Annotated in this window: 7 protein-coding genes and 1 pseudogene; 1 reads left to right on the top strand and 7 read right to left on the bottom strand. The window is 72.6% G+C overall.

Features of this window, described 5'->3' with window-relative positions; translation table 11 throughout:
* A pseudogene (locus G3I65_RS22140) lies at window positions 1–1139 on the bottom strand (tetratricopeptide repeat protein); the annotation flags it as partial.
* Window positions 1140–1666: 527 nt separating this feature from the next.
* Here G3I65_RS22140 and G3I65_RS22135 point away from each other — a divergent pair.
* Window positions 1667–2041 carry an STAS domain-containing protein gene (locus tag G3I65_RS22135; RefSeq protein ID WP_160697800.1) on the top strand — a complete coding sequence of 125 codons (375 nt, stop codon included), beginning with the start codon at window positions 1667–1669 and terminating at the stop codon, window positions 2039–2041.
* A 4-nt stretch (window positions 2042–2045) separates the two neighbouring features.
* On the opposite strand, the gene G3I65_RS22130 is transcribed toward G3I65_RS22135, so the two are convergent.
* The 6 genes from G3I65_RS22130 to G3I65_RS22105 all read right to left on the bottom strand — a co-directional run.
* Window positions 2046–2426: a response regulator transcription factor gene (locus G3I65_RS22130; protein ID WP_160697799.1), complete on the bottom strand. Its 381-nt coding sequence runs from the start codon at window positions 2424–2426 to the stop codon at window positions 2046–2048.
* Window positions 2423–3844, bottom strand: a complete 1422-nt coding sequence (locus tag G3I65_RS22125; protein WP_160697798.1) for a PAS domain S-box protein — start codon at window positions 3842–3844, stop codon at window positions 2423–2425. Before G3I65_RS22125 ends, G3I65_RS22130 begins: the two co-directional genes overlap by 4 nt.
* 52 nt (window positions 3845–3896) lie before the next feature.
* Window positions 3897–4295 carry an ATP-binding protein gene (locus G3I65_RS22120; protein WP_160697797.1) on the bottom strand — a complete coding sequence of 133 codons (399 nt, stop codon included), beginning with the start codon at window positions 4293–4295 and terminating at the stop codon, window positions 3897–3899.
* A gap of 72 nt (window positions 4296–4367) precedes the next feature.
* Window positions 4368–5048 (bottom strand): response regulator transcription factor, encoded by a 681-nt coding sequence (locus tag G3I65_RS22115; RefSeq protein ID WP_160697796.1) that lies wholly within the window; start codon window positions 5046–5048, stop codon window positions 4368–4370.
* A 30-nt stretch (window positions 5049–5078) separates the two neighbouring features.
* A complete protein-coding gene (locus G3I65_RS22110; RefSeq protein WP_160697795.1) occupies window positions 5079–5531 on the bottom strand; it encodes a DUF6292 family protein in 453 nt (150 codons plus the stop codon).
* A gap of 55 nt (window positions 5532–5586) precedes the next feature.
* Window positions 5587–6178 (bottom strand): RraA family protein (locus tag G3I65_RS22105; RefSeq protein WP_160697794.1); only part of this gene is annotated, 592 nt, incomplete at its 5' end.

Raw genomic sequence — 6178 nt, 5'->3', positions numbered from 1 at the left:
GTGCGCCGGACCCACCACGACCCGGCCACGGAGTCGCCGTGGCCGAGCACGAGCGCGTGCCGGTAGCGGGCGATCAGCAGGGCGACGTCGCGCCCGCGCGCGTCGCGGCGGGGCTGGCGCGCGAAGTCGGGGCCGATCCACCATCGGGCGAGGGTGGGGTGGCCACGGCTGCAGACGGTGATCACGTCGTCGTACGTGGCGAGCGCGTCGAGGTGCAGGTCGAGCTGTTCCTGCAGCGCCGCGATCTCGAGCCTGATGTAGACGTTGGCCGGGTCGAGGCTGACGGCCCGGTAGTACTCGGCCAGTGCTTCGTCGTAGCGGCGATAGGTGATGAAGTGGTTGGCGCGCTGGTAGGCGTCGAAGAGCTCGTACGGGATCTTCGCGTCCCGCCAGGCGGCCCAGTGGATGTTCGTGCGGACGTACGCGCTGCGCGGGATGACCAGCGCGGCCACGGCGTTCGCCGCGCGGTGCAGCACGCGCGCCCAGTTCTCGTCCTCGATGACGAGCGGGCTGGCGGCGAAGCGCGGCACGCGGACCAGTTCCAGGATGAGCTGGTAGCGGCCGGTCGTGTTGCCCGGCCGGATGGTGCCGCTGACGGTGAACGCGGCGGGCGGCTGCGCGAGCCGGATCAGCTTGGTGGCCGCCTTCCACCAGCCGTCGGCGGAATCGCCGGCGTGCTCGACGATCTGGATGAAGTCGTACGAGCTGCCGACGCCGGGCACCGGGGTCGGCGTGTAGAGGCGGGAATCGTTGAGGAACCGCTTGAAGGTGGCGGTCAGTTCGACGGCGGAGTCGATCTCGCGGTCGTGGCTGCCTTCGGGCCGTTCGTCGGCGAACAGCCGGATGTCGATCTGGTTGGCCCGGTAGGCGGCGGCTTCGAGCCGCGCTTTGCCGACGAAGTACAGCGTCAGCACGACGGACACGAGGACGACGGAGGTCTGCAGGACCGTCCAGGTGATGACGCTAGCGACCTTCGGGTCCCGGACGAACGTCCAGTTCTGGAAGAACGGCAGGTACGGCACGACGGCGAACCCCGCGGCGACGAGCCCCGCCACCCCGGCCGCCAGCCACCACCTGATCCGGTGCGTCTCGGGCAGCTCGGCCTCGTCGAAGCCACCGTGCCGTCGCGCGGACACCATGGATCACCCCCTCGTGTCAGGTTACTCGCGGAGGGGGTGCGTTTCGTTACCGCCCGTGATCTGCGAGTTCGCGATGACCGGGCTGGCGCGGTGACCGGGAACGCACCCAAGCGAACCCGCCACACTGGCCTCCCAGCCCCCCAGCAGCACCGACCACAACAACCCCGGCAGCCAACTCACCAGCCGGAACGGCCAACACACCGACCGGAACGGCCAACTCACCCACCCGCCGGCGAGTTGGCCGTTCCGGTGCGCGAGTTGGCCGCTGCGAGCCGGCCGTTCCCGCTGACCACGGAGATCGACACGAGACCGTTCGGCAGGCCTCACCACCCAGGACCCCGACCCGTGAACCTTCGTGGTCACCGGGCTAGATGGCTCGCCTAGTGCATCTGCACTATGCTGAAGGCTCACGGTTGAGCCGTCAGCCGCTACCGGACGCTCCGCGCCGCGCGCCGGCAGGCTGCCTTTCGCGGCACCCGTCCCGAACGTCCGGTTCGCCCCGCTGCCCGAGGAAAGGGTGTACCGCGATGGTTCCGCAGCCCCGCTCGGCCGACCACGAGCTCATCGCCGCCGGCGGCCACATGTCGTTGCACCTGCGCCACCCCGGCGCACGCACGGTGCTCGTCGCCGTCTCCGGAGAAGTCGACCTCAGCACCGCGCGCCGGCTGGACGAAGTCCTCCAGTCGCGCATCCACGACCGGGTCGAGGAGGTCGTCATCGACCTCTCCGCCGTCACGTTCTTCTCCGTCGCCGGGCTGAACTCGCTGCTGCGGGCCCAGCTGCTCGCCGACGCGACCGGCGCGCACCTGAGCGTCGACGCCGGGCGGTCGCGCGCGGTGCGCCGGCTGTTCACGCTGCTCCCGGCGGACTTCGACACCGTCGCGGCGAACGTCCGGCCGTGACCGCTCAGTCCGGCCGCTGACCGCCCAGCCGCCGGACGGCTTCGACGATCACCCGGTTGGGCACGCCCTTGACCAGGTATTCGGTGACGCCGGCCGCCTCGAGCCCGGCGATCGAGGCCCGGTCCGCGTAGGCCGAAAACGCCAGGATCGCGGTTTCCGGGCTGCACCGGGCGATCTCCCGCGCCGCCCGCGCACCGCCGCCGCCGGGCATCCGGACGTCGAGGACGGCGACCGCGGGGCGGTGCCGCTCCGCGAGCCGGATGGCCTCGTCGGCGTCACCCGCGACCGCCACCACGGCGATGTCGGGTTCGTCGTCGAGGACCTCCTTCAGGACGTCGCGGATCATCACGTCGTCGTCGGAGATCAGCACCCGCAGCTCGGTCATGACTCGAGTCCCCCCACGTCGGGCAGCGTCGGCAGCCAGCACTCCACGGTCGTGCCCGCGCCGGGCTCACTGGTCACCGAGAGCCAGCCGTGCGCCGCTTCGGCCCGCTCGTGCATTTCGACCAGCCCGAAGTGGCCCGATCCGGCTTCGCCGCCGGCCATCCCGACTCCGTCGTCGATGATCCGCACCCGCAGTCCGTTGTCCACTGTGGACAGGACGACGTCGATCCTGGTGGCTTGGGCGTGCTTGTGGACGTTGCTGAGCGCCTCCTGGCAGATCCGGTAGGCGGTGGTCGCCGCCTCCGGGGACGGCTCGGCGGTGAGCTCGTCGCGCACCGAGTGCGCCAATTCCCAGCGGCCCGCGACGTCGTCGACGTAGGCGGTGACCGCTTCCACGAGACCGTGGCGGTCCAGCTCGGGGGGCCGCAGCCGGGAGACCAGGCCGCGCAACCGGGCGATGGCGGCCTGCACGGACTCGTCCAGGCCCTCCACCGCGGCCGCCGCCGGTTCCGGCAGCCGGGACGCGAGCAGCTGCAGGCGCATGCCGACGGCGACCATGGACTGGATCGACTCGTCGTGCACGTCCCAGGCGATCCGGCGCCGCTCCACCTCCTGGGCCTCCACGAGGTGCCCGACCAGCCGGCCGCGGTCGCGCACGGCCTGCTCGGCGGTGCGGCGCTCGGTCATGTCGCGGGTGACCTTGCCGAAGCCCCGCAGCCGGCCCCGCTCGTCCAGCAGGGCCGTGATCACGACATTCGCCCAGAACCGGGTGCCGTCCTTGCGGACCCGCCACCCCTCGTCCTCCAGCCGCCCCTCCGCGGCCGCCGCCGCCAGGTGCTGGTCCGGCTTCCCCTCGGCCACCTCGTCGGCGGGGTAGAACACCGAAAAGTGCTGCCCGACGATCTCCTCCTCGGCGTACCCCTTGATCCGCGCGGCCCCGGCGTTCCAGCTCGAAACCCGGCCCTGGGGGTCCAGCACGAAGATCGCGTAGTCGACCACGTTCTGCACCAGCAGGCGGAACCGTTCTTCACTTTCCCGCAGGGCGACTTCGGCCGCCCTGCGGTCCGTCTCGTCGCGGGTGACCTTCCCGAAGCCCTTCAACCGACCCCGATCGTCGTACAGCGCCGTGATCACGACGTTCGCCCAGAACCGGGTGCCGTCCTTGCGGACCCGCCACCCCTCGTCCTCCAGCCGCCCTTCGGCGGCGGCCACCTCGAGTTCCCGGTCCGGTTTCCCCGCCGCGACGTCTTCCGCCGGGTAGAACACCGAAAAGTGCTGCCCGATGATCTCCTCCGCGGAGTAGCCCTTGATCCGGGTGGCCCCGGCGTTCCAGCTGGAAATCCGCCCCCGCGTGTCCAGCATGAAGATCGCGTAGTCGAGCACCCCCTGCACCAGCAGGCGGAACGGGTCGTCGTCCATGGGGCAACTCTGCCGGATCGCCGCGAGCCTGGCATGACGCGTTCCCGGTCGTTCACCCGGCGAGTTCGGCCGAAGCCGCCGGCAGTGAGCACCACACGACCTTCCCGCGGCCGTGGCGCGCGCTCCCCCACGCGGACGAGAGCCGCTCGACGAGGGCGAGGCCCCAGCCGCCGTCCGCACCGGCGGGCCGCCGCACCGGGGGCGCCGGGTCGTCGTCGAAGACCTCGATGCGGAGCTGCCCGCCGGCCACGGCCAGCCGCAGGAGCGGGCGGCCGCCGCCGTGGCGCAGCGCGTTGGTCACCAGCTCGGTGACGAGCAGCTGAGCGTCGTCGACGACGGTGCCGCTCGCCCACGCGAGCAGCGTCAGCCGGGTGAACCGGCGCACCAGGGCCAGTCCGCCCGCCGAACCCGTCAGTGCGCACTCCGCCGTGAGCGGGGCATGGACGTCCACGGCATCAAGAGTCGCCGACCGCCCGGCGCCGCGCGAGATGCAAACCGCTCCCCTCCGGCTGGTGCAGCTGCATCAGCTGATGAGGCCCTCCCGGCGGGCCACGGCGACGGCTTCGAGCTTCGAGCGCGCGCCGAGCTTCTCCAGCACGCGCTGGACGTGGTTGCGGGTGGTGTTGCGCGACACGCCGAGCCGCAGGGAGATCTCGTCGGTGGTCGCGCCTTCGCCCAGCAGGTCGAGGGTTTCGCGCTCACGCGCGGTCAGCCCCCGGCCCACCGCGGGACCGCGGCCGGTCAGCTGGTCGAAGACGCCGGGCAGCAGTTCCGGCTCGAAGACCACGCCGCCGGCGGCCACGTCCCGGACGGCGGACTCCAGCACGCCCAGCTGCGAGGACTTGAACAGCAGCCCGGCGCCGCCCGCCTTGGCCACCTGCGCGGCGATCGCCGGCGTCGCCTCGCCGGTCAGCACCAGCACCCGCGCGCCACCGGCCGCGAGGTCCGCGATAGCGCCCAGCGCGTCGCCGTCGGAGAGCCGCCGGTCCAGCAGCACGACGTCCGGCTGGTGCTCGCGGACGTCGGCGAGGGCTTCGGCCCGGGAGCGGGCGCGGCCGACCACGGTGATCCCGTCGGCGCGGTCGAGGGCCTGCTGCAGCGCCTCCGCCACCATGTCGTGGTCCTCCACGAGCAGGACGCGGACGGGGTGCGGCTCATCGGTGGTCACGGGCTTCCTTCGGGGTGCGGATCGCGGCCCGTCCATCCTAGGTGCCCGGCGCGCTCCCGTCCCCGTTCACCAGGCCGTGGAGCTCGCCTCCGGGCCGGTGACCGGCAGCCGGTCGACCAGGTCCTCGTGGTGGCCGGGCCGCCGGAACACCGGCGGCGTGAACGCGGCGGCGGGTGGCCCGGTGAACCGCAGCGCGTCGAGGAACCCGGCGACCGCGCACGGGGGCGGGACGACTTCGCTGCCCCCGAGGTAGCCGAGGACCGTGGCCGCGCCGCCGCCGGCGGGTTCGACCTCCGCCGACCAGCCGTGCACCTCGTCCCAGATCAGGGCCAGGTCGTGCGCGGGCAGGTCCGGGAGGGTGCGGTCGAGCGCGACGTACCCGGAGCTGGGCACGTCGAGGTCGAGCGAACACGACTCGAACCCGACGCCGACCTCGCCGGCGACCCGGGCGACGTAGGCCCGCAATCCCCGGGCGAAGTGGTATTCGATGTCCTTGCCGAAGCCGATGAGCGTGTTCATGGTGCCGCCTCCGGGCGCGGGATACCCGGTCGGGTGAACGAACACACCTTTGTGGTCATTCTTCGATGGCACCGCCCACGGACCGCAAGTGCGCGCGGAACGTCAGGCCGGGGTCCGCTTCCCGCGCGGCGAGGAACTCCGCGAAGCGCACTTGTTCCCGCAGCGGCTCGCCGCCCCGGATCCGGTCGGCCTGGCGGCGTTCGGTGTCGCGGATCCCCTCGGCGAGCGAGAACAGCTCGCCCGCGCGGGCGAGCGGGACGAAGAGCACGCCGTCGTCGTCACCCAGGACGAGGTCCGACGGTCCGACCCGCCAGCCGCCGACGATCGCTTCGGCCAGCCCGCCGTCGACGCGGGGGCCGAGGGTGAGCGGGCCGGTCGGGAGGGAACCGAGGCTGAACACGGGGAGCCCGATGGCCCGGATGTCGGCGGTGTCGCGGTGCAGGCCCCAGATCAGGACACCGGAAAGCCCGGCGGCGCGTGCCTCGAGCACCACGAGGTCCCCGACGCAGGCTTCGTCGAGGCGGCCGCCGTTGTCGACGACCAGCACCCCGCCGTCGGCCGCGGTCTCGAAGGCTTCCAGGAAGACGTCGACGCTGCCGACGTGCCGGGCCGGGACGGCCGGGCCGAACAGGCGCCCACCGGGGACC

The sequence above is a fragment of the Amycolatopsis sp. SID8362 genome (assembly GCF_010550475.1).
Lineage (GTDB): Bacteria > Actinomycetota > Actinomycetes > Mycobacteriales > Pseudonocardiaceae > Amycolatopsis > Amycolatopsis eburnea.
The sequence above is the reverse complement of the archived record's forward strand: the minus strand, read 5'-3'. Positions and strand labels throughout refer to the sequence as shown.